The following is a 19,714-nucleotide window of genomic DNA, read 5'->3' on the forward strand; positions in this document are numbered from 1 at the left end:
CTTCTGCAAGGGGGTGTTCAGAATTACGCTCGGCGGAGCCAATCCATCCAAGCAGCTGTTCGCGATTCGATTCTTGAACGACGTCTATATCCGTTAATTCCGGCTTCCCTTTGGTGACCGTTCCCGTTTTATCGAGTATGATCGCGTTTATCCGATGCGTCGTTTCAAGATGTTCTCCGCCTTTGAATAATATCCCGAGTTCGGCTGCACGTCCCGAGCCTGCCATAATTGAAGTAGGGGTTGCAAGACCAAGCGCGCAAGGACAAGCAATAACAAGCACGGCTATCGCTTTCTCTAAAGCGCCGGAGAAATTTCCACTATCCACTCCGAAGTACCAAACAAGAAATGTAACCACTGCAATTCCAACAACAATGGGAACGAATATACCCGAAATGACGTCCGCAACTCGTTGAATAGGTGCCTTAGAACCTTGCGCTTCTTCGACGACTTTAATAATTTGGGCGAGCGCCGTCTCTTTACCGACTTTGGTTGCTCGGATTTTCAGGACCCCGTTTTTGTTCAAAGCTGCACCGATAACCGGATCTCCTCCGCGTTTCTCGACGGGAATACTCTCGCCTGTCAGCATCGATTCGTCAACGGCCGATACCCCCTCGACGACTTCGCCGTCTACCGGAATTTTTTCCCCCGGTTTCACGATGAACACATCTCCAACAACAACTTCTTCCACGGGCACAATGATTTCTTGACCGTTTCGTATGACTAAAGCTGTCTTAGCTTGCAAGCCCATCAAGGTTTTGATTGCTTCCGAGGAACGTCCCTTGGCCATCGCTTCGAACAATTTACCCATAACAATCAAGGTAATTAATACCGAACTCGTCTCGTAATACATATCCACTTGGTGGTGAGCGTTTCCGATTGATTGCAAGGTTAAGTATAGGCTATAAAAATAAGCTGCCGAAGTGCCAAGCGCTACGAGAACGTCCATATTCGCGCTTCCGTTACGCAGTGCCTTATAAGCGCCGATGTAGAATGGTTTGCCAATGACAAACTGAACGGGAGTCGCGAGGATCAGTTGAAACCATGGGTTCATGAAGAGCTCCGGTACCCAAATCCAAGATGTGAATGAGAAATGACCCACCATAGCCCATAATAAGGGTAAGGACAAGATAGCGGAAATCAGCAGCTTACGCTTCTGTTTACGTATTTCTTTCTGCCTGCGATCTCCTGCATCCTTTACTTCCTCTTTTGGGTTCGCTTTATACCCGAGATGCTCTACTTTCTTGATCATATCGGGAATCGTAACGCTTGAAGGAGAAAATTCTATATGAGCGGACTCCAATGCCAAATTCACGGTTGCTTTATGAATACCCGGCATTTTATTGAGTCCTTTTTCAATCCGAGTCGCACAAGCCGCGCAAGTCATGCCGCCAATTTCAAATTCAACCGATTCTTTCGCGGTGCCATAACCGAGATCCTGAACTTTCTGCTCAAGCTTACTCAGATCCACTTTACCTGGATCATAACTGACGGATGCTTGCTCCAATGTAAAATTCACTGTTGCCTGGGATACGCCGTCAAGCTTGGTCAGCCCTTTCTCTATTCGGTTTGCGCAAGCCGCGCAAGTCATTCCCGTGATCTGCAGAGTTGTTTGTTCGCTTCGAGCGGATTCTGCTGTACTCATGATTATCACCTCTATTTATTTATTATACCCACATAGGGTATAATTATTTTCAAAAAGAAGGAGCCATCTTCAGATGACTCCGAATATAATTATACGACATCGTAACCTTGATCCTCTATTGCCTCTTTGATTGCAGAAACCGTAACTTTGGTCTCATCATAATCTACAGTTACCGAATTACTTCCAAGGTCCACCTTTGCGTCGGTACCCAGTTTTTTTAAAGCGCCTTCTACCGAATTCACGCAATGTCCGCAAGACATACCCTGTACATTTAAAGTGATATTAGTCATTCTAAATCCCTCCATAGTGGTTATTTCATTAATTTATTAACCGTTACCAGAAGCTCATCGATGACTTCATGATCCCCAGATTGAATTCTTTCGACGACACAACTTTTCATGTGACCCTCGAGTAATAACCTGCCCACACTATTTAGTGCAGATTGAGCGGCTGCGATTTGATTTAAGACGTCGTCACAGTAAGTATCTTTCTCAATCAATCCCTTGATTCCTCGAATTTGACCTTCGATTCGATTTAGTCGGGAAATCAGATTTGATTTCATTTTATCCGAGTGGTGGCTTTTTCTTTCACCTTCGCTAGAACAACAGTCTTCGTCTTGCAAATTATCAATAGTATGTTCCACCAGTGCATCACCTCTTGATTCGATTATAGGGTACCCCATTAGGGTATGTCAAATACATAATACATTTTTATTTTACACACATAACCGAAGTATTTCTTTTTAGGTTGTACGGCCATTCGCCTGTTAGGCTGGATATTAACGAGTCTTTTTCTTGAACGGTTACATTATTTTTTCGGATAACGTTCCGAATAGGTTATCCTTTCATTATCGACAACATAATTACAAAAAACCAGCTGACGCAGCTTTAATGCTGGTCAACTGTTGGTATTTGCTTTTATTAGTGCCTTATATCACACGGCGTGCCGTAACATATTGTTTTTTCCAATAGGAGGAGCCAAGACTTGAAATCTTAACAGCCTTACCTGAGGCGCCGATCATTTTGTTATTCCCCATATAAATGCCTACATGACCGATCTTCCCCGGGCGGCCTGGATCCTTAAAGAACACGAGGTCCCCATTCTTCAAGTTCGCTTTGGCTACTTTAACACCTTTCGTGGACTGTGCTGATGAAGTCCGTGGCAGAGAAATTCCGTTCTTTTTAAAGATATATTGGGTATATGAGGAGCAATCGAAAGCGTATGTAACGCCCGCAGGAGCACCAAAAAGATATTTTACCCCCAAGTATTTTGTGCCTGTACTAATGATTTTATTTTCTTTCATTTTATTTTCACTCTTCATTACGTGGGCTTCCACTTTGCCAGTTTGTCCGAAGCCGAGAGCGGTTAGCCCAATAACCGAGCATATACTTACACTAATAACTTTACGGATAAGTCGTTTGTTCATTAACACTTAAGTAAATCCCTCCATCTTGTTTGAGTCAGCGGTGTTGAAATCATCTTACCAGAATCAAAACACCCTAATCATTTCCAAGGAGAGAGAAACTCCTGTTATAACAGGTGAAAATGCTCTTTATTAGAGTTCAATGAGAGTTTGTTCAGAGATAAATGACAAAAATAAGAAGCTGCAATCTTGCTTCTTCGCGACTTCTACCTTATTAGCGAGACTCAACGTTGTTCAATATCAAAGTCCGCTCACTTTTAAAAGACTTCCCCGAAATATGCAAATTTATTGTGATTGATTTAACACTTGTATAAGCGTTTCCTCAACCCATGAGCTACTTTCAATAATTCCGGATCATCCAGGAACGCCACAAGAGTTGAGGGTTTCGGCAATCCGATCTTAGTTGCCCCGCCAGCTTACCAAATCACGCCAACTATATAACTAACAAAACGAAAAAATAAAACACCTCCGCTTGAATCGCTCAATCACGATTCAGTGGAGGTGTTTTTTTAGTTAAAGTTACCTGTCATTAAAATTTTTTAGCTGCTTCGTGAGCTCGTTTTATAGCATTTTCTTTAATGGTCGACGCTTGATCTGGTGTTGAAGCTATGCCTTCAATTAAGATGCCTTCAAACGAAGAAACGCCTAAAAATTCCATAACGACTCCTAAGTGACGATGACCCATTTCATATTCTGCATAAGGTCCTCCTTGCGAATATACCATTCCGCTTGCTTGAATATGGAAAGCCTTTTTACCTTCAAGTAGACCGATAAGACCTACATCAGGAGCATATTTGAATGTTTTACCTGAAACACATACTGAATCAATGTAAACCTTCATAATCGGAGGGAAATGAAAATTCCATAAAGGATTAACAAATACATATTTATCGGCAGCCACAAATTGATCTACAAGTTCGCCAAGGCGACTAACTTTTGCTTTTTCTTCAGCACTCAACTGCTCGAAATCGGTACCAGAGCTTAATTTCCCCCATCCACTAAATACATCTGCGTCTATTTGAGGAATATTCATTTGATAAAGATCAAGATTCACGATCTCATCATTGGGGTTAGCTACCCGATATGCATCTATAAACTCTTTACCGACAGCTAAGCTAACTGATTTACTATGATCATGAGGGTGAGCTGTAATATACAATACTTTTGCCATTTTAGTTCTCTCCTCTTTTCTACTTTTAATGTTCCCAAATGACTTAATTATTCTTTACATGACCAGCTGATCGCATAACTTTTCAGGTGGATCCTATTCTCGTCGACGGTTAAACGCTTGTCCTTATGCGCCCTATACTTGATTACTTAGGTGCCAGCATCTACTTGGGATAATGATTCCCGAAAGGTCACAGCAAATAAAGAAGATCTTTTACATATCAGATCGGAGAAATAAAGGCTTATAAAAGTCAGGAGCGCTTGCAGCTAACTTGCCTCGAACAATTATGAACGGGTTCACGTTGATTCCTCAACGTTTAATAAGCGAAACCATAAGTGGCCATCAAACGGCACGCACTCCAGTAGAGACACCATTTCTACTTCTACTGATTATGAGACAACAATTGAATATACGTTCAACTTCGTGAAACCCCCGACAGCCGATATGACAATCATCCGGTTGATCGATGATTCCCAAAGGAGAAAAGATACACGTTATCAAGGCCCTGATGGAGTAATAAATGATCATACAGCTACCGGAAAATTTATCGTTCTATCACCTCCACTCACGTTTACCCTTCGAACATATAACGACGCTGCGATTCATTATGTGACAAGGAGTGATACTTTTAGTCAGCGCAAAGGCCACGTAATCATCTACAGCATAGTTGAACCAGAAAAGGAGAATGGTATGAACCCCCGTTCCAATGCTTGATGTATCTGTTCGGACAGCTCCAGCAGTTACCCGATCTAAAGGATCCGAAAGCGTTATACAGCTTGCATCCATTGTCGTCAACTCTACCGTTGAATTACAGAATTAATGGTTTGCCGGTCGCTTAGCAGGAACTTTTTATTTGATTTGGAGGTTTATTAGGGCTATTGAGAAGAAAGGTTAATCCTTAAACTAAAAAACCACGATAAAAAACACCGGGTAAATACCCAGTGCTGTGTACTGCTGTTTTATTTGCCGATCATGACCTTGGCGATCATTCCAGCTTCTGTATGCCCGGGCAATGTGCATTTTGCCTGAACAACCTTCTCTTCTTTCACGTCTAATTCCAACGTGACAGACTCACCCGGCTGAATCAGTCCGGAATCAATGCCGAACTCCGGAATCACAAAATTATGAACGTTCATGCCTTTATTTTTGATTGTGACCTTCGGAGCAGTATCTGTTTTTGTTAAACGGATCTCACCTGTACCGATCGAGTACTCTTTCAGAGCAACCTCGACTTCGTTCGCATTTTTGGATGCGGCTGCGGATGAACATCCAGAAACCATCAAAGCAATTCCTATAGAAAGAAAAATGAAACTCATTGCTCTCTTCAATTCAAACATTCCCTTTCACCGCCAAATAATTGAAATTATCCTGCCACAAATAGTGCGGTCAAATACATAAGCAAGAAACCTGCGGCCAACCCGATCCAATTCGGAGCAGCTTGAAGCTTTGTTGCCAATCGATCGCCGCGAATCAAGCCCCAGCATTCAACGATGACCTGTAATATTGCGCCCGTTGCGATTCCGAAAAAGATTGTGGCCAGTACTGGAGAATACGCAAAGCCTCCGATCATTCCTCCGAAGACTGTAGGAACTCCCGCCAACAGCCCCATCAGAATAAGATGAACCCAGTTGATCTTTTGTTTTGCTCCCGGAGCAAGAATCGCAATACCTTCGGTTACGTTATGGACGGTGAACCCAAGAATCAGCAGCGTCCCTAGTGTGACTTCACCGAGAACGAATGCTGAGCCGATCGCAAGTCCTTCCCCCATATTGTGGATACCTATCCCCAAAGCAATCATATAGGAAAGAAGAAGCCCGCTGGAAGAAATTCGTCCTTTGCCTTTTTTGACAAGTGCTTCGATTCCGACAATTCCGAAAAAACCAATTCCGATCGCCATTATGAATAGCGGAACGCCGTGAAAAACGCTCGGAACTTTTCCGGCCAACTCCAGACCTTCCAAGATCGTATCGATTCCAAGGAAAGCCAAAACCCCGACCGTCAAAGCAACCAAAAAGGATATGCTCTTCTCTCCGATTTTTCTGAGGATCGGTAGCCAAAGAAATCCCAGAAAAATCGGGATGATCCCGACGTAAGCCCCCATGAGGAAAAACGTTTTGATGTAGTCCCAAGAAACCGTCGGAGTCGAGATGGCTGCCGGCACTTCAAAGTCGAATATGAATGCGTTGGCCGTATAAGTCCCGATTACATAAGGCTTCCCTTCTTCCCACATATAAGGAATCGTGATCGTTGCCGTATTCAATCGGCCCAAAGTATTACTTGGCGAAATCTCGTACTGGTGTATAAAGGCGCCATTGACCAAAACATTCGTGATCGTCAGTTCATCAGGGCCTGTATTCCTCAACTTGACTTGAATTTCATTCGGATGAAACTCTATTTTCGTCGCCGATAATTCATCTGCCGGAATCTCGGGGGTATTAAAGAGGTTAGAACCGTTCCCCAACAGCCAATAGATCATAAGACCGAGCAGCACTAAAGGAAGCAGCGCGGCAATCACCAAACGATACGGACTGCCAGACTTTGTTTGTGGATTTGTCATCAGATTCGCCATTTTGATCCCTCCTTCAATCGATTATTCGGTTACTTGAAACAATCCCATCCAACCTAAATCGGAAAACTCGCTCTGATGCGCATGGAACATATATTTCCCTGGGTACTTATAAGTCATCTCGATGATGCCGCGCTGACCTTGGGCCAAAATGACGTTGTCCGTTATTTCATCAGGCTCTATCTTGGTACCGTTTCGATAAAAGTTAAACATGTTGCCATGAGTATGGAACGAGTTGATCGGATCAATTTCCGTCATGTTGACCAAGTAAATCCGAATCGGTTCGCCCACTTTGAATTGAATCGGATTGTGCATATATTCGAATGCTTTGCCGTTAACGGTATAAAATTCATTCCCTTCGCCGTCCAAATCAACATCATAGCTGTTCATGACCATAACATATTCCTTTGCGGGAGAACGGGGCGTCTTCGGATCGATAATGAACGTACCGTACATGCCTTGGTTAATATGTGCTTTTACATGATCCTGGTGACAGTGGTACAGATATAACCCGGGCAATTCAGCCGTAAATTCATAGACATAACTGCCTCCGGGTGCAACCGTCTCGAATACGCCATCCATATTCGCGGGATGAATTCCATGCAAATGAATCGTGTGCGGCATACTGCCTTTGTTCGTAAATTTAATTTTGAGATAATCGCCCTCTGTTACGCGGATCGTGGGCCCCGGCACTGTCCCATTATAGGTCCAAACCGGAAATTCGACGCCGTCCGAAACTTCCATCATCCGGTCTTCCGCAACGATTTCAAATTCTTTGATCGTCTGGCCGTTAGGCCCAACCGATTTCTTTCCATAATCGAATTTTGTCGGATCGAGCGGAGTAGCATTCGGCATTTCGCCGCTGGCTGTATTCGTTTCATGCTCCTTACCGTGTTCAGACGAATGATTCTTTGCTTGAACTTGCTGATTCTCTGTGGGAAGAAAAAAATAGACGCTTCCGACAACGGCAATGATCGCAGCAAAGACTGCAATAATCCATAATGTTTTTTTCATTGTCCCCTTCACTCTCCTAATAATCTTCATGGGAATAATTTTCTTTTAACTACTATTTTGTCCCAATGAAATTAAGTTTCCCTAGTACAACTTTTACCACAAAAAAATAAGACTCCCTTTTCTTCGCCTCAACCAAATAAGTTTCCCTAGTGCAAATTATATGCTCTATGCCAAGAGTTTGCAATAGTTTTTTCACGCAAAGATCGAATAATAATTTCCTCTGAATCACTTGCTCTTTATTTTTTTATTGCCCGATCGACATTGCCTCAGAATTGAATCTTGCGCCTTCTTCCATCACTCGTATGCTGCAGAAATTGGACGAGTACGGATATGTGGTGTATGAAAAATACCGAGGAATCGTCCTCACTGCAAAAGGCAAAAAAATAGCTCAAGCTAAAGCTAATAAAACACCAAACGCTTGACGAATTCCTGAGGATAATCGAATGAAGGTTAGCTCCTAACGATACTCCGAATATATGCTGTCACATTGCCCAGGCAGCAAGCACCTTGCGGGTTATTGACTTCTCAACCACAGCGATTAGCCTGTACTTGTTCTCTGATATGGTCAATGGGATGTTGATTTGTTTCAATAGCTTGTGTTAGACGTCTCTTGTCCAGTCGAAGCAATAGCAAACAGGCACATCCATCGCATTGCTCTTTTGGAACACCGAAATTTTAAGAGTACCATTGCCAAGGGTTTGCGAACCGCTGAAATAAACCACATCGCATGAGTGAGTGGGGCAAAAAGCATATGACGATTCAGGTTGGATGGTTTCTAGCGCTGAAGCATTAAGCAATGCTTTGAGCGTAATAAGCGGAACACTTTTCCCTTGTTCTTGTCCTCCTACAGCTCACACGAACTGTCGTAGGATAAGAAATATACTTTTTATCGGACTCTAACAATATGGAGCTTGAGAGCCCAGTTAGGATTTAACAACATCGTAACCTTGACTAACCGCTTACCTCCATTACTTCTTGCCGGCCAACCAGTTGGTGATATTGACAATCTCATCCTCCGTCAGTGTTCCTTCAAATTTTGGCATCCTGCCGCTGACATGAAAGGCAATTCTGTTTATATTAGTTTATGTATCATTAGTAGGAAGATTTATGGAGAAAGGATGCGAAAAAAACAACAACGCCCCAAATTGGGGCGCTCATCACGGATTTCACTTTTTCTTTTCCATTTCCATGTTCGTATTCGTATCCGTTTTTAAATTCATTTCCGTATCCATTTTACCGTTCCCGGTTGATTTACTGACAACGTTCGGGTTAACCGATCCGAACACCATACCGATCAGGCAGAAGACAATTATAGCCCCGCTTAAAAGAGCAAAACGAATTTTTGTCTTCTTCTCTTCCGGTTTCTTCTTGAAAATCAAACCAAGCTCCATAATGGCCATCGGAAGAACGAACAACGCAGTACTGATATAAAATCCTACTGCCACCCAGTCCACCCACGTCAACCACTCGTCATTACGGGTAATTGGAATGACGAGCTTAATTATGAGATAAATCGACATTACTGTAAAATATAAGCCCATAAATATGGTGGCAGCTTTATTGACCTTCCACAACGTGCCGCTGGTTTGACGTTTGAATACAACGAAAAATTCCATGATCGTAATCGCCTCAACTAGAATGATAGGAATGGCCAGAAAGACAATCAGGTTCAAAGGCTGGTTTTCCATCAATAATGTCATGTAATGCGTCATACTCGTATTCATGTTCATGTCCATACTACCATTCGCCGTTTTCAGGTCAATGATACTGAGATCCACCATGCCAAGAATCATAGCGGCATGACCAACAATAAGGAATCCGCTGACAAGTATAAAATGAATCTTCAATTTACTTTCCACTGTTTTTTTCTTGAAAATCATCCCTAGTTCAAGTATCGCAAGAGGAAGAAGGAACAGTACTCCGCTCAAATTAATAACAACCGCTGCTATATCCACCCAATTCAGCCATTCTCCTGCTTTTGTCAGTGGAATGACCACGTTGAATATGAGATAAAAAAAGATTCCCGTAAAATAAAAGCCGAAAAATATACTTGCAAGGCGATTGATTGACTTCACAATCCCCTTCTTATTACGATTGGAAATCAGATAAAATTCCGTGATGGCAATCGTTTCGATCATGAGCATGGGAATCGCCATAAAAAAGATAAGATTCCAAGGTTGGTTTGCCGTCAATAGCTGCATAAAGTGTGCAAACTGCATGTGTGTGTTTTCCCTTTCTTATCCGAGCGGATTTAGTTGTTTTGACTAGAACTACTATAAACAATAAATGTGTTGAAACTGTGGGGATTTTATGATGAAACTAAGTTGGAATTAACAACCACTGTTTTGCCATATATAAATACAAAAAAGTAAGCGCCCTATAACGGTCGATTACTTCTTTCATCGCAAATATATACTCAACGCATTGCCCACCAACGGCGCAGAAATATTTTGATCGTTACCACGACAACGCGCGGAACGTAATAGTTTAGTCCGTGAGGACGGGAGTCAACAATCCAAATGCTGCTATAGGAATTTGGTTAACATTATAGGTTATACCTCATTTTACTTTGCTCACTCAATTACTTCTTGTCAGCCAACCAATTGGTGATATTGATAATCTCATCCTCTGTCAGTCTTCCATCAAATGGTGGCATTCCGCCGCCACCTTTCTGGATTCGTTTGTAAATCTCCTCTTTGCTTAACTTACCGCCAACATTACTTAATTGTGGCCCGATTGAACCTTGCAGTTGATCGCCATGACAAGATAGGCAATTCTGTTTATAAATCTGATCGGCTGCGTTCACATTGACAGGCTTGTCCGGCACCGTAACTTCTGGCAATTCTGGTCTTGTTTCAGCTTTGGGCGGGAGTGAAGAAACGAGCAAATAAACGCCAAACACACAAGTCAGAACGATTAATCCCGACAACAACCACTTATACACTAAACCATCACCTCAGCGAAATCAGGAATTCGAATCGTTACCTTGTTGTACGCTTGCAAGCAAAGGTTATGTGGTGATCGGAGATATGCCAGAGTCAAACTCCATTAATTTTATGAAATTGACCGAATGGAGTTGTTCGATTCATTTATCGTTTGTGATTGTTTCAAAGATTGGAGCTCTTTAGTTAAATTATGATTTTGTTCCATCATCTCAGCTATTTTGATTTGGAGGTTTTGAAAATCTTGGGTAGACACACCCGTCTGACCATTTGTTTGCCCTTTTCCATCTGTATTTTTATTTCCGAAAAACATACCTTTCATACAAAAGATCATCATTAAGGGACAGGCTAGAACAGCCAAAATGTTTAACCATTGCATTGCTCATTCCTCCATTCATTTAGATAAGTCCAATATACCGAAACAATGTGATAAAAGTTTGAAGGAAGTTAGAAGAAAGATTGTTTTTTATTGATCGCTTCAACGACAAGAAATATATCCTTGTAGTAGCGGTTTACTGAGGTCACTTTGAATCCCGCCAGCTTGACCAAATGAAGCGTATTGCGGTTTAAATGACAACCATCGCATAGTCGCTTCCAAAATGGAGTAAGCCATTCCTGAAGTTGTCCAAGAAAACGATGCTCGATTTTTACATGTTCTATCAACAAAATATGTCCTTCCGGCTTACAAACACGACGGATCTCTTCTAGAGCCTTAGTTGGATTAGGAATCGTACAAAAAACCAAAGTACAAACTACAGTATCAAAAAAATCATCTGGAAAGGGAAGCTTTTCCGCTTCAGCTAATATAACGTCAATCGGAACTTGGGCACTTTGGGCTCTTGGTAAAGATAGTTCCCTCATGCGTGGCTCAGGTTCGATAGCGGTTACCTTATTGGCATGTTCATAAAAGGGAAAGTTAAGACCCGTGCCCGATCCAATTTCCAATACTTCTCCATGCGCTTTTTGAATCAGTTTTTTCCGAATTTGACCAAATCCTCTTCGTTCTAGCGGACCCATTAAACTATCATAGACTTTTGGAAACCATTTTTCCCATAACGATTCATCTCCGGTTACGCTATTCAACCAATTTATTATAAGCATAGTTATGTTGAAATTGTGATGAAATGAATAAACCAGTGCCGGAAATTATCCTGACACTGGTAACATCCATGTTTTTATTCTTCTAACAAGGGTTTTGTTTTCACATACTCCTCGAACGTGATTTCCCCACGCGCTAAACGAATTTTCAACAAATCACTCGGACTTAATTGTTTATCTGCATCATTATTTTGAACGACTTGTTGTTTTTTATTGTTTGAAGGTCCGCAGCATCCCATTTGAATCTCCTCCTTAAGTTTGGACTTACGTTTATCCTAGCATAAGGATTTGATAAAACAGTGAAGATTCCGTCTGCATTTTATTCTGTATGCCTGAATAATAAATTTCGCTTTTGCTTATATTCTTCATCGTTAATTTCACCTTTAACATAACGCTCTTTTAAAATCATTAAGGGACGATCTTCAAGTCGGCTTTTCTTCATCAACATTCGGGTAACTAGGTAAACGGTTAATCCGACGACAATTACAAATATAAGCAAACCGATACCCATCATGATACACATTGCCATCATAGAGCCTTCCATCATTGAACCGTTCATCATGGATCCATCCACCATATATGCCACCTCCATCTATAGGATTTTCATTTACTTCTTAAAAATCCCCTTGAAACTAAAGTTCCTGATTATTACACCCAATAAGCTAAGAGGTCGTGTATATAAAAATGAAATCTGCAAACAATACTTTCCGTTATTTAAAAATATAAAAAAATCCAAGGATCTAATCAATGCCAACTATTGTAAAATCGACTATGCAGCAATACCAGACATGTATCGATGCTTGTAACAAATGTATGCAAGCATGTGAAGAATGTCTTTCCTTATGCTTGAAAGAACCATTTGCTTTATATCCTAAACACCTTGATGTATAGTTTCGTTTTTCTCCACTGCCTTACTACTCGTTCTTACCTTTTCCTTGATCTGCGATTTTTATCCAATTGTTTCCTTCATCATGAGATAGATATATATCCTTTTTAGTCGTGGCAAACACCATTTCAATAGCCATAATTGGATTCTGAGCCATAAATGTTATCGCATCATCATCATCAAGTTTCGGAATAGGGATTGTATTCATCGACTTAGTTTCGATATCTACAACTTGCAATACTGGTTTTTGATTATATCCGCCAACCATTAATTTTCCTTCATTATCAAAATATAGGGCGGTAACCTGAAGATCTGATACGATTTTTTCAAATCTCTTCCCATAATCCCTGGAAATGTAAGCACCTGTTTGAGTACCTAGCGCAATTATGTTTTCCTTCACTTGATGAACAGCTAGGGCTGCGGGTTCTCCCTCGACTCCACGGCTCTCACTCTTTGTCCATGTTTTGGTTTCATCTAAACTGTAAAACAACCCTAGTGAAGTCATTTTTGAGTTCGGAGCTGGATTGAATACATAAATGGCATGTGTCTTATACCCTACGCTCATGTCATGAAAATCAGTCTCCCCCTCAAGAGCTAATTTCAAAATTGTTTTTCCTTCATCATTGCTTTTGATAATGCCTATTGGGTTACTCATACTTGAACCTGGACCCGGATGTCCGCTGCTGTAAAAACCGTCATCAACAGCAGAAAAGCCCATGTAATCATTTTTATCTCCTGGCGGCACACTCCAACTTCCGCCTTCATACATTCGAATACCATCGTGCGCGGGGATTAAAAGTTTATTGCCATCTGGGGAATAACCCAAACCATGAATATGATGCAAAGTGATATTTGAAGCGCCTCCTCCCAAGAGGCTTATACCACCAAGAATAAGACTTCCAAGAAGAAAGACGATATAAAGCCATTTATATCTAATTGCCCATTTGGTCAACTTCGATCGTATTTCCCGGTCCACTTGTTTTTTAACATTCGTTAATTTATTAGCTTTGTTGTTTGCTTTAAAATGAAGGACTAAAAATAGAACAAACAAACCAATCGTGCCGATCATGAAATAATTCATCAAATTACCGCTCGATTCTGCCTGATGTTCCTCTGCTGTACCGTGCGCCAATGCCTGTGAGGTTGCGAAAAATAATCCGAATAAGAGTCCTACAACCATTTTCTTCATCGCTTATTCCCCCTATTTCTTTTGAATATCAGGTACGTGATCCCAGCAATGAGAACCGGAATGCCTGTCCAGAGACATATTCTCATTAACATGTTCAAATAATCATGGATGGATTCCGGTTTCATCATCGAAGTGGCCGACATGGTTAAACAAGATAGTCCGATCACCACGAATGAAATAGCAATAATCCATTCTAACCTTTTCATTTTATGGTTCCTCCTTGGATATTAACGGGAATCGGAGAACGAAGCAGGTACCATGGCCAACCTGGCTGGAAACTTCAATAGTTCCCCCTTGGAGCTCGACTAATCTATTCACGATCGCTAGGCCTAACCCCGTTCCACCAAAATCACGGGAACGCGACTTTTCAACACGATAAAACCGATCAAAAATGTAAGGCAGCTCCGTTTGCGGTATACCAATGCCCGTATCCTCAACGTTAATCAAAATCTCACTCGAATTCGATCTTTTCATTTGTACGAATACAGTTCCTTTTTCCGAATAGCGAATCGCATTTTCAATCAAATTCAGAAAAACTTGCTCCATGCGCAGACCATCGGCGTAAATCATCGGGAGATCCTTTTGCAGATCGACACTAATTTCTAATCCTTTTTCCTTCGCTTTTAATCCGGCCTTTAATGTAACCTGTTCGATGACTTCGGAAAGATCAATCCATTCCAGGTTGAAACTGAATTTCCCTTCTTCCATTTTGGAAAGCTCAAATAGATCATGAATCAAATGCGTGAGCCGAGCGCTCTCCTGATAAATAATATCTAAATACTGATTTCTCTCTTCCTCGGTTTGATACAACCCCTCTTTGACGACTTTCGCATAACCTTCCATATAGGTCATTGGCGTTCTTAGCTCATGTGAAATGTTGGCGAAAAATTCACTTCGCGTATCCCTGTACCTTTGCAAATCTACTGCTAAATCGTTAATGGCATAAGCCAACGATCCTATTTCATCTTTAGAAACCACATCTACCCTTGTTTCCAAGTCCCCTTTTGCTATTTTTCGAGTCGCTTGCTCCATTTGAATTAAGGGGTTGGATAACTTTCTGGAAATGACGAAGGTAAAACCAACCGCAATAAAAAAGGCGCCTATACCGGATAGAATCAATAAATCCTGGACTTTTTGAACAGATTGCCCGATGCCTTCCATTGAGGAGAGGACATAAACTCCGCCATAAAACAGGTTGCTATTCTTAATGGGCTTACCGGAAACCAAATATCGGATTCCTGTGAAAGAATCTTTATATTCCTTTTTAATCGCAGATCCTTTTGATAATGCTTCGAGTTCCTCATTCGGAACATGGGTACCCTTCGATAAACTCTCTATACCGGGATCAACAATAATTTGCCCGTCAACATCGACAACGTACACGAGGACTTGTGAGAATTCGGCCATCATTTTGACCGCCGCTGGGTTTTGCGTACTTGCTAGGAAGTCCGCATACCGCGACGATAACTGATCTAAATTCTCCTGAACCTTATTAAAATAAAATCCGGAAAAAATCTGATTCGTGACAAATCCAACAGGCAATAGCACCACAAGAAACAAGAGAATAATCGTTCCGCCGAGTTTGACGACAATTCGATTCCATTTCATCGGCATTCTTCCGGACCTTGAAATTTATATCCGACTCCCCAAACGGTCTGAATCGGATTAAACGACAGTCCGGCTTTACGGACTTTGTCCCGAATGTTTTTGATATGGGTATCCACGGTGCGGATATCGCCAAAATAATCAGCACCCCAGATATGTTCCAACAATGACTCTCGTGAAAATGCCCGTTTGGATTGATCCGCAAACAAGTGCAGCAATTCAAACTCTTTGGGTGTAAAATCAACCGTTTGTTCCTGCACCAGCACCTGTCTGCCCTCCGGATCAATTGTTAAATCACCTTGTTTGATCGCTTTGATATCTGCAGCGTCTGTATCAGAAAAATGAGAGCGCCGAATAAGGGCAAATACCCGGGCCATCAATTCTTCAGGCTCAAACGGCTTCACTAAATAATCATCTGCTCCGACGTTAATCCCGTAAACTTTATCTTTGATCTCTGAACGAGCGGTTAGCATCAAAATGGGAGTTTGCTTTGTTTCTCGAATTTTGCCGCAAACCTCTAAGCCATCCATTTCTGGCATCATCACATCCAGTATGATGACGTCAAAAGCACGATTCGCAACGAATGCTAAAGCTTCATGGCCGTTCTTCGCTTCCGTTACTTCATAACCATTTTTCGTCAGGTAAATTCGTAGCAAATTTCGCATATTCCACTCATCATCCACAACGAGTATTTGAAATTTTTGCATAGACCCCCCTCACTCTCGATGAAGTTAAATATTAGGTGGCATAATACCCGGAACTTGAATTTTATAGGGCAGTTTTACCACTGTGCCGTCGGATCGATACGCATGAATCTCCATGTTCATCGTACCGGGCGCATGAAAGTAATAACCCGTTAGCTTATATTCACCATTCCCGAACGAAAAAGCGGAGTTCTCCACAATCCAACCGGTCGTAGTCGAGAATTTGACGATTACTCTCTGAATGTCAGAAGGTTCATTGAAACGAATTGTGATTTCATTTGGAGCCGCGATCAATGGAGAAATCTGTACCATCGCTTGCACCCCTTTTACCGTTTGCGTTTGAGGGTAGATCCCCTCCTCCGCATCTTTTGGCGACAAATCAACTAGCACTCCGGCAGCGAACAAGACCAAAGCCGCGATAACAAGTTCGATTCGTAACCATTTACGGAAATGAGCGGCAATACCCGCTGCCCATTTTCCTAGTATTCTTCTCTGCCAAGCACCTATTGCGATGATACCGATGAAAAGAATCCCTTTGGTCAGAAGCATCTCTCCCCAATAACTCGATAACATACTGCTTAGAGAGAACGACGGCACGAATCGAATCGTCATTAAGATGCCAGTTATCGGAATAAGAATCATGCTGACCAGCGCCCATTTTGAAAAGATCTTACCTTTTTCTTTGAGCCATTCCATCGTATTTTCCTTCGGTGCTATAACCCCAAATGTTAATAACCCGCCAATCCAGATCGATACCGAAAGTAAATGAATAAAATCAAGGGTGACGCTCCAAATCCCCCCATAACTTGGCGCTGCAGTATGACCTGTTAATGCTAATCCAAGCAATACCGAGAATAACAATAACAGTTTGATTCTATTCCAAACGATAATATAACTGATTAATAATAGGACGATTTGAGCAACCAAAATCCGAACAAAGTAAAAGCCGATAAAATCCTTCCAAATGATTTCTGAATACTGAACTTTATTAGCAACAACCTCCAATAGAAGTGCCGCAATACTTGCCCCATATAAGACGTTAGCAAAAAACCGCCACCGGTTTTGGTTGCCGCTGTTTCTAATTATGAATAATTGAATTAAATATCCGCCAACAAGCGACAGTAACGTCATGTATGAGAACCAATGTGTCCATTGCAATAATTGAATATGCTTCAAAAACGAATCACCGAATGAATAAGCCGGTCCTGAGATGGCTGTAAACTGTTGAACCGCGAAATACTCGATATCGTATTTTTTCTGATCTCCGATTTTCACCTGCGAATGAATGGAGTAAGTTCCTGGAGGCAGTTCTTGATTCAAATTGATGATAAAATGCTTCGGATCATTAGGGTCCATCGCTGGAATTTCCGTTGGAACATTCTGCTCTTCGTCATTTAGAAGCCCGAAGTAATCCATCTCTGCCTCTTCGGAGTACCATACTTCAATTTTGCGCGGTGATGCCTTAGTGATGGTTCCATCTTCGGGGGATGTTCGCTCCAATTTCAGCTTTTCAAATCTTTGTTCGTAGGTCGTTTCCTTCAGTTTGATTTGAAAATCGTACTTCTCTTTTAACGCATGGCCATCTATAGCAACAACATCAATGAAGACGGAATATAGACCTGAGGGGAGAACTTTCTGTAAGTCAATCATCATATGGCGAGTATCGCCAGGGTCCAATCGCGGCATTCCAAGCTGTACTTCTGACTGTTGTTCATTTCGGACGATAATGGAGCTTCTATGGATTTCAACTGGCTCTTCAAAAAAGAGTTCAATCTTGGAGGGAGCTGCCTCGAGAATGGCGTCTGATTCCGGACTTCGTTTTTCGATTGGCGAGTGTGCTTCTATCGTTGAAATCGGAATGAAGGCTGCTACGAGTAGGAATGCCATTAGTAATTTTTTAATCACACAAACATCTCCTTACCTCTTTCTATACATCTTTGCATGGCATGACCGTATTATTCGATCGTGATGTTTCCGCCATACATTCCCATGCCGCACGTATAAGAATATGTGCCTGCTTTGAGGTCTTTTAAAGTGATGAAGTTGTCTCCTTCATTTAAGGTTGCTTGAAACCCCAATTCTTTTGAGAACACTTGACTCAAGCAGCCTATATTGTCTTCCGTTTGAAAATTGATTTGAGTCGGGACTCCCGATTTCAATTGAATATTTTGAGGACCGTAACCAGCCGGCTTCACTTCGATATTCCCGATTTGATACCCTTCATTTCCTTCAGAACTGGTCTGTACTTGAGGGGGCAAGGATGAATTTGAAGCAGGACCCGAATCAACTCTCTGGATTAAGAGCAAGACTCCAACAAATATTACACCAGCCACAAGTGTTACTAAGCTAATCAGATGGGGTGCGCTAATTTTTTGTTGATCAGATGTTGATTTTCCGGTTTCCTGATCGAATAGTTGATTAAGTACGGACATAATGAAAATAAAAATGACGTCGACAAATAATAGCATTGGTTCGGATACAATCAACATCACGCCCAACATAGCCCCCATCATTCCCCCCATGATGCCAGCTAACATGCCGTCCAATGCAGCCATGAGACTTACCGGTTTTCCAGTTAGGTACCCCGCAATGATTCCGAATAAAATGGCAATCATGCTCGATAAGGTCAAATCGTGTTTGAAAAGGACCCCCGATATTACGCCAAGAGCAAGGCTAGACATCATGCCAACTGTCATGGCAATCATCATGGCCGCCATACAAGTGATTTTATCCTTTCGCATGTACGTTTGAATAATAAAATAGATGGTGAAAAGTATAACCAATGCGCCGCTCAAAACAGACAACATAAATTTCCTCCTGAATGAGTCAATTGATTTTAATGAACTTATCCTATCAAATAGATTTGTTGAAAGTGTGAAGAATGAGAAAATGCCGCGATTCTCGCAGCTTGTTTAAATCAATATCCAAAGTGCAGATCAAGTTGTTGACATTGGATGAAAGGCATTGATTCGGATAATGATTCGTTTGTTTGGGGAAATTAGACAGAATATTCGGGATTGGACTAGCCATCGGATTATCATTGTTAGCAGGAACATTTTATTTGATTTGGAGGTTCATTAGGGCTGTTGAGAAGAAAAGTTAGCACTTTAATCCACCTCTCTTTGCGATACCAGGAAGGCGCGACCAAAAGACTACTTGAATAAAAAAAGAAGCACCTATTTACTAATTGCTTCTGAGAGGGTTACTCACTCTTAATTATCAGTTGTACTGCTTCTACAACAACCTTGCTTGTATGTCGGCCGGTTTCCTTTACTTCGAGTATGCACTGCTCAAGATATTTTGCGACGATATATGCAATGGCTTTGTCCGCCGCACTTCGTATGGCGGAAATCTGAGCGACCACTTCTCTACAGTGCTTTTCTTCTTCCATCATATATAATAAGCCACGAACTTGACCTTCCAGTGCTGCTCGGCTGGGATTGGGAATACCAAAGATTCCATAAGCTTACGTCTAAC

Annotated in this window: 23 protein-coding genes and 1 pseudogene; 2 read left to right on the forward strand and 22 right to left on the reverse strand. The window is 41.7% G+C overall.

All coding sequences use genetic code 11. The features are described from left to right. The 8 genes from E2980_RS09030 to E2980_RS09065 all read right to left on the reverse strand — a co-directional run. The coding region (locus tag E2980_RS09030) for a heavy metal translocating P-type ATPase (protein ID WP_135151864.1) at window positions 1–1,642 on the reverse strand (1,642 nt) is incomplete at its 3' end. An 89-nt stretch (window positions 1,643–1,731) separates the two neighbouring features. Then, a complete protein-coding gene (gene copZ / locus E2980_RS09035) occupies window positions 1,732–1,932 on the reverse strand; it encodes a copper chaperone CopZ (RefSeq protein ID WP_135151865.1) in 201 nt (66 codons plus the stop codon). Window positions 1,933–1,952: 20 nt separating this feature from the next. Then, window positions 1,953–2,285: a metal-sensitive transcriptional regulator gene (locus tag E2980_RS09040; protein WP_276322262.1), complete on the reverse strand. Its 333-nt coding sequence runs from the start codon at window positions 2,283–2,285 to the stop codon at window positions 1,953–1,955. 285 nt (window positions 2,286–2,570) lie between these two features. Beyond that, window positions 2,571–3,068, reverse strand: coding sequence for a C40 family peptidase (locus E2980_RS09045; RefSeq protein ID WP_135151970.1), 498 nt, complete (start codon window positions 3,066–3,068; stop codon window positions 2,571–2,573). 526 nt (window positions 3,069–3,594) lie between these two features. Then, window positions 3,595–4,236, reverse strand: a complete 642-nt coding sequence (locus E2980_RS09050; protein ID WP_135151867.1) for an NAD(P)H-dependent oxidoreductase — start codon at window positions 4,234–4,236, stop codon at window positions 3,595–3,597. A gap of 956 nt (window positions 4,237–5,192) precedes the next feature. Then, window positions 5,193–5,570 carry a hypothetical protein gene (locus E2980_RS09055; protein ID WP_135151868.1) on the reverse strand — a complete coding sequence of 126 codons (378 nt, stop codon included), beginning with the start codon at window positions 5,568–5,570 and terminating at the stop codon, window positions 5,193–5,195. Window positions 5,571–5,596: 26 nt separating this feature from the next. Continuing rightward, window positions 5,597–6,802 carry a ZIP family metal transporter gene (locus E2980_RS09060; RefSeq protein WP_135151869.1) on the reverse strand — a complete coding sequence of 402 codons (1,206 nt, stop codon included), beginning with the start codon at window positions 6,800–6,802 and terminating at the stop codon, window positions 5,597–5,599. A 21-nt stretch (window positions 6,803–6,823) separates the two neighbouring features. Beyond that, a complete protein-coding gene (locus tag E2980_RS09065; RefSeq protein ID WP_135151870.1) occupies window positions 6,824–7,813 on the reverse strand; it encodes a multicopper oxidase domain-containing protein in 990 nt (329 codons plus the stop codon). Between the two features lie 302 nt (window positions 7,814–8,115). Between E2980_RS09065 and E2980_RS09070 the strand changes: the two genes are divergently transcribed. Then, window positions 8,116–8,235 (forward strand): hypothetical protein, encoded by a 120-nt coding sequence (locus E2980_RS09070; RefSeq protein ID WP_240702956.1) that lies wholly within the window; start codon window positions 8,116–8,118, stop codon window positions 8,233–8,235. 177 nt (window positions 8,236–8,412) lie between these two features. On the opposite strand, the pseudogene E2980_RS25095 reads toward E2980_RS09070, so the two are convergent. The 7 genes and pseudogenes from E2980_RS25095 to E2980_RS09105 all read right to left on the reverse strand — a co-directional run. Then, window positions 8,413–8,640 (reverse strand): annotated as a pseudogene (locus E2980_RS25095) (putative iron-sulfur cluster-binding metallochaperone); the annotation flags it as partial. 339 nt (window positions 8,641–8,979) lie between these two features. Beyond that, the gene (locus tag E2980_RS24435) at window positions 8,980–10,032 is read right to left on the reverse strand and encodes a DUF6803 family protein (protein ID WP_205699949.1); all 1,053 of its coding nucleotides are present in this window, start codon (window positions 10,030–10,032) and stop codon (window positions 8,980–8,982) included. 362 nt (window positions 10,033–10,394) lie between these two features. After that, entirely contained in the window at window positions 10,395–10,757 is a 363-nt protein-coding gene (locus E2980_RS24905; protein ID WP_135151871.1) for a c-type cytochrome, read from the reverse strand. 110 nt (window positions 10,758–10,867) lie between these two features. Next, window positions 10,868–11,134: a DUF2933 domain-containing protein gene (locus E2980_RS09095; RefSeq protein WP_135151872.1), complete on the reverse strand. Its 267-nt coding sequence runs from the start codon at window positions 11,132–11,134 to the stop codon at window positions 10,868–10,870. 68 nt (window positions 11,135–11,202) lie between these two features. Then, window positions 11,203–11,838 carry a class I SAM-dependent methyltransferase gene (locus E2980_RS09100; RefSeq protein WP_240702947.1) on the reverse strand — a complete coding sequence of 212 codons (636 nt, stop codon included), beginning with the start codon at window positions 11,836–11,838 and terminating at the stop codon, window positions 11,203–11,205. Window positions 11,839–11,930: 92 nt separating this feature from the next. After that, window positions 11,931–12,092, reverse strand: a complete 162-nt coding sequence (locus E2980_RS24150) for an SHOCT domain-containing protein (RefSeq protein ID WP_167747048.1) — start codon at window positions 12,090–12,092, stop codon at window positions 11,931–11,933. A gap of 80 nt (window positions 12,093–12,172) precedes the next feature. After that, complete coding sequence (locus E2980_RS09105) at window positions 12,173–12,430, reverse strand: SHOCT domain-containing protein (protein ID WP_135151874.1); 258 nt, start codon at window positions 12,428–12,430, stop codon at window positions 12,173–12,175. 194 nt (window positions 12,431–12,624) lie between these two features. On the opposite strand from E2980_RS09105, the gene E2980_RS09110 reads away from it, so the two are divergent. Next, entirely contained in the window at window positions 12,625–12,744 is a 120-nt protein-coding gene (locus tag E2980_RS09110) for a four-helix bundle copper-binding protein (RefSeq protein WP_240702957.1), read from the forward strand. 23 nt (window positions 12,745–12,767) lie between these two features. Here E2980_RS09110 and E2980_RS09115 read toward each other — a convergent pair whose 3' ends face one another. The 7 genes from E2980_RS09115 to E2980_RS09145 all read right to left on the reverse strand — a co-directional run bounded on the left by E2980_RS09115 (window position 12,768) and on the right by E2980_RS09145 (window position 19,694). After that, entirely contained in the window at window positions 12,768–13,928 is a 1,161-nt protein-coding gene (locus E2980_RS09115; protein WP_135151876.1) for a F510_1955 family glycosylhydrolase, read from the reverse strand. Next, window positions 13,925–14,134 carry a hypothetical protein gene (locus E2980_RS09120; RefSeq protein ID WP_135151877.1) on the reverse strand — a complete coding sequence of 70 codons (210 nt, stop codon included), beginning with the start codon at window positions 14,132–14,134 and terminating at the stop codon, window positions 13,925–13,927. Before E2980_RS09120 ends, E2980_RS09115 begins: the two co-directional genes overlap by 4 nt. A gap of 1 nt (window position 14,135) precedes the next feature. Further along, window positions 14,136–15,536: a sensor histidine kinase gene (locus E2980_RS09125; protein ID WP_135151878.1), complete on the reverse strand. Its 1,401-nt coding sequence runs from the start codon at window positions 15,534–15,536 to the stop codon at window positions 14,136–14,138. Beyond that, window positions 15,533–16,240 carry a response regulator transcription factor gene (locus E2980_RS09130; RefSeq protein WP_135151879.1) on the reverse strand — a complete coding sequence of 236 codons (708 nt, stop codon included), beginning with the start codon at window positions 16,238–16,240 and terminating at the stop codon, window positions 15,533–15,535. The genes E2980_RS09125 and E2980_RS09130 overlap by 4 nt, the downstream gene beginning before the upstream one ends. Before the next feature lie 24 nt (window positions 16,241–16,264). After that, window positions 16,265–18,142 carry a copper resistance CopC/CopD family protein gene (locus tag E2980_RS09135; RefSeq protein ID WP_135151880.1) on the reverse strand — a complete coding sequence of 626 codons (1,878 nt, stop codon included), beginning with the start codon at window positions 18,140–18,142 and terminating at the stop codon, window positions 16,265–16,267. A 50-nt stretch (window positions 18,143–18,192) separates the two neighbouring features. Next, on the reverse strand, window positions 18,193–19,044 hold the full coding sequence (locus E2980_RS09140; protein ID WP_135151881.1) for a cupredoxin domain-containing protein: 852 nt from the start codon (window positions 19,042–19,044) through the stop codon (window positions 18,193–18,195). Between the two features lie 395 nt (window positions 19,045–19,439). Continuing rightward, window positions 19,440–19,694: a metal-sensing transcriptional repressor gene (locus E2980_RS09145; protein WP_240702958.1), complete on the reverse strand. Its 255-nt coding sequence runs from the start codon at window positions 19,692–19,694 to the stop codon at window positions 19,440–19,442. Window positions 19,695–19,714 lie beyond the last annotated feature (20 nt).

This window comes from Cohnella luojiensis, assembly GCF_004564235.1.
In the GTDB taxonomy this organism is placed as follows: Bacteria; Bacillota; Bacilli; order Paenibacillales; family Paenibacillaceae; genus Cohnella; species Cohnella luojiensis.

Bases quoted from the DNA above. Each gene is read 5' to 3' on its own strand.
- E2980_RS09045 (WP_135151970.1), bottom strand. From the start codon at position 3,068: ATGAACAAACGACTTATCCGTAAAGTTATTAGTGTAAGTATATGCTCG.
- E2980_RS09070 (WP_240702956.1), top strand. From the start codon at position 8,116: ATGCTGCAGAAATTGGACGAGTACGGATATGTGGTGTATGAAAAATAC.
- E2980_RS24435 (WP_205699949.1), bottom strand. From the start codon at position 10,032: ATGCAGTTTGCACACTTTATGCAGCTATTGACGGCAAACCAACCTTGG.
- E2980_RS24150 (WP_167747048.1), bottom strand. From the start codon at position 12,092: ATGGGATGCTGCGGACCTTCAAACAATAAAAAACAACAAGTCGTTCAA.
- E2980_RS09065 (WP_135151870.1), bottom strand. From the start codon at position 7,813: ATGAAAAAAACATTATGGATTATTGCAGTCTTTGCTGCGATCATTGCC.
- copZ (WP_135151865.1), bottom strand. From the start codon at position 1,932: ATGACTAATATCACTTTAAATGTACAGGGTATGTCTTGCGGACATTGC.
- E2980_RS09050 (WP_135151867.1), bottom strand. From the start codon at position 4,236: ATGGCAAAAGTATTGTATATTACAGCTCACCCTCATGATCATAGTAAA.
- E2980_RS09140 (WP_135151881.1), bottom strand. From the start codon at position 19,044: ATGTTGTCTGTTTTGAGCGGCGCATTGGTTATACTTTTCACCATCTAT.
- E2980_RS09130 (WP_135151879.1), bottom strand. From the start codon at position 16,240: ATGCAAAAATTTCAAATACTCGTTGTGGATGATGAGTGGAATATGCGA.
- E2980_RS09120 (WP_135151877.1), bottom strand. From the start codon at position 14,134: ATGAAAAGGTTAGAATGGATTATTGCTATTTCATTCGTGGTGATCGGA.
- E2980_RS09060 (WP_135151869.1), bottom strand. From the start codon at position 6,802: ATGGCGAATCTGATGACAAATCCACAAACAAAGTCTGGCAGTCCGTAT.
- E2980_RS09115 (WP_135151876.1), bottom strand. From the start codon at position 13,928: ATGAAGAAAATGGTTGTAGGACTCTTATTCGGATTATTTTTCGCAACC.
- E2980_RS09125 (WP_135151878.1), bottom strand. From the start codon at position 15,536: ATGAAATGGAATCGAATTGTCGTCAAACTCGGCGGAACGATTATTCTC.
- E2980_RS09055 (WP_135151868.1), bottom strand. From the start codon at position 5,570: ATGTTTGAATTGAAGAGAGCAATGAGTTTCATTTTTCTTTCTATAGGA.
- E2980_RS09095 (WP_135151872.1), bottom strand. From the start codon at position 11,134: ATGCAATGGTTAAACATTTTGGCTGTTCTAGCCTGTCCCTTAATGATG.
- E2980_RS09105 (WP_135151874.1), bottom strand. From the start codon at position 12,430: ATGGTGGATGGATCCATGATGAACGGTTCAATGATGGAAGGCTCTATG.
- E2980_RS09110 (WP_240702957.1), top strand. From the start codon at position 12,625: ATGCAGCAATACCAGACATGTATCGATGCTTGTAACAAATGTATGCAA.